Source organism: Luteolibacter pohnpeiensis (assembly GCF_016595435.1).
Classification (GTDB): Bacteria; Verrucomicrobiota; Verrucomicrobiia; order Verrucomicrobiales; family Akkermansiaceae; genus Luteolibacter; species Luteolibacter pohnpeiensis.
Genome location: NZ_JAENIJ010000095.1, coordinates 1 through 2,210, shown reverse-complemented (window position 1 = coordinate 2,210; position 2,210 = coordinate 1). Strand labels below are relative to the sequence as shown.

2 protein-coding genes are annotated in these 2,210 nt (G+C 49.3%); both read left to right on the top strand.

Features of this window, described 5'->3' with window-relative positions; translation table 11 throughout:
• Positions 1–1,102, top strand: a 1,102-nt coding sequence (locus tag JIN85_RS20165; protein ID WP_200274238.1) for an RHS repeat-associated core domain-containing protein, incomplete at its 5' end; no start/stop codon positions are given.
• A gap of 850 nt (positions 1,103–1,952) precedes the next feature.
• A partial coding sequence (locus tag JIN85_RS20160) for a hypothetical protein (protein ID WP_200274236.1) occupies positions 1,953–2,210 on the top strand: 258 nt, incomplete at its 3' end.

The window sequence follows — 2,210 nt, the reverse complement described above, 5'->3', positions numbered from 1 at the left end:
AATCACCCACCAGTATGGATCAAGCAACTCGATGAGTGACTGGCTTTCAAGGCTTGACACCGTCTATGATTCCACTAGTAGTTTTACTGTGGCTGGGTATTCGTATATTGGCTCCGATACCACGGTGATGTCCAATGGGACGACGCTTTACGCGAGAAATGTAACCCCGGATGCCTGGAACTGGATGGTGCGGGTGGTGGATGCCAATGCGAGTGTTCGGGGTTCCTCTTCCTCGGCCAGCACGGCGACGATGGACGTGAGCTACGCTTATGACGGCTTATTCCGCCGGACACGCAAATCGTTTTCAGGGACCTCGCGGCCAAGTGTCGATTACTACTGGAACGAGCAATGGAAATGCATTGAAGATCGCAACCCGTCGAACAGCTCGCTGAAGAACGAATACCTATACGGCGGTCGTGGTCGCAACGACCTGGTCGCTCGGAACGCAATCAGCGGAGCAAGTGTGAACCGGAAATACGCGGTATGCGACAACATGAGCAGCAAGGTATCGATCACCGACACCTCTGGAGTGATCGTTGAGCGCTACCGCTACGTTGTATTTGGTGGAGTGACGGTGCTGACGCCATCATTCAGCGTGCGGACAAGCAGCCTGTATAACTGGACGACGATGTTCCACGGTGAAGACGCCGACCTTGAGACGGGCTGGTATAACTACGGCTACCGGTATTACCTCACCGAGCTGGGCAGATGGCCAAGCAGGGATCCCATCGGAGAACAAGGCGGATTTAATCTTTATGCATTTGTGAGGAATGACTCGGTCAATCAGGCTCACTACTTAGGTCTTCTCGGTGCTAGGTTTGCCCCCGAGCTGATTAATCAGGCGATGAAGAAATGCGATAAGCTTAATAATAGAGATCAATGTGTAACGTTCTGTAATGTCGGCGCTGCAGCCACCGCCGACGGAGCTTTTACTGCCTTTGCTATTGGGATGGCTGCATGTGCGGGGCTAAGCGCTGGATGTGCTATCGCGTTATGTATACTTGAAGCTCACATTGATATCAAAAATGCCTCTTCACGCATTGCGGGTGCCAAAAAGGAGTGTTTGGAGTCATGTGATAAATGTCCAATTATTCTCGGATAATGAAAAATGTAATGCTTCTAATATTGCCTGCGATAGTGATATTCTGCTGGTTTGTTTATACTCGTAATACTTTAATGGTCGTATTGTCCATTCTTGGATTTGGGTCTCTTTTGATTTCAGAAAATTTCGAATCAGTTCATTGGAGTATTAGCTTTATTCCGTTGGTAGGGCTGGTGCCAACTTTTTATTTTCTCAAGGATGTATTGTTACTTGTGCATAAGAAGTAAACTTGAAATATCAGAAAAATACTATCGTGGCATGCTACCCAAAATTGAACAATTGCTATGAAAGCTTGGAGCATTTTTAATACTCTGTGCGCGATTGTGTTTTTTTTCGTGTGCGGTGCAGGCGTTTTCATGAACGAGAACCTTCTGAGTAGGATCGGATGCGGTGCCTTTGCGGCTCTGACGTTGATTCATTTGGCACTGAGAACGATGAGTGGACTTAAACTGAAGGAAAGTTTGAACGAGGAGTCGCAGGAGAAGATGAAATCGGAATAGTCGAAATGGTCTTTGTAATAGTTGCAGCCAACTGCAGTGGGCGTGCCAACTGGTAATCATGCCAGGTTTCTGATCGGAGCTTCTTGATAGAGCCAGCTGCGTAGCCTTCGCAAAAATCGAATGATCCTCTGAGGGTTCGCTGGAAGGCCTAGTTGATGAAGTTTCTCGCATCTTGGCGGGGGGGGCTTCCCGATTTTTGCGTGTTATCGGCGTAATTTCACCATGATAATGGCACGACCGCCAAAGTGGTCTACGCACGTTCGGCCGGAGATGGTTACAGCAACCGGCTTGAATCGATCACCTACCCGTGTGGAAGGGAAATCACCCACCAGTATGAATCAAGCAATTCGATGAGTGACTGGCTTTCAAGGCTTGACACCGTCTATGATTCCACTAGTAGTTTTAGTGTGGCTGGGTATTCGTATATTGGCTCCGATACCACGGTGATGTCCAAAGGGACGACGCTTTACGCGAGAACCGTAACCTGGGATGCCTGGAATCAGATGGTGCGGATGGTGGATGCCAATGCGAGTGTTCCGGGCTCCTCCTCCTCGGGCAGCACGGCGACGATGGACGTGAGCTATGCCTATGACGGCTTGTTCCGCCGG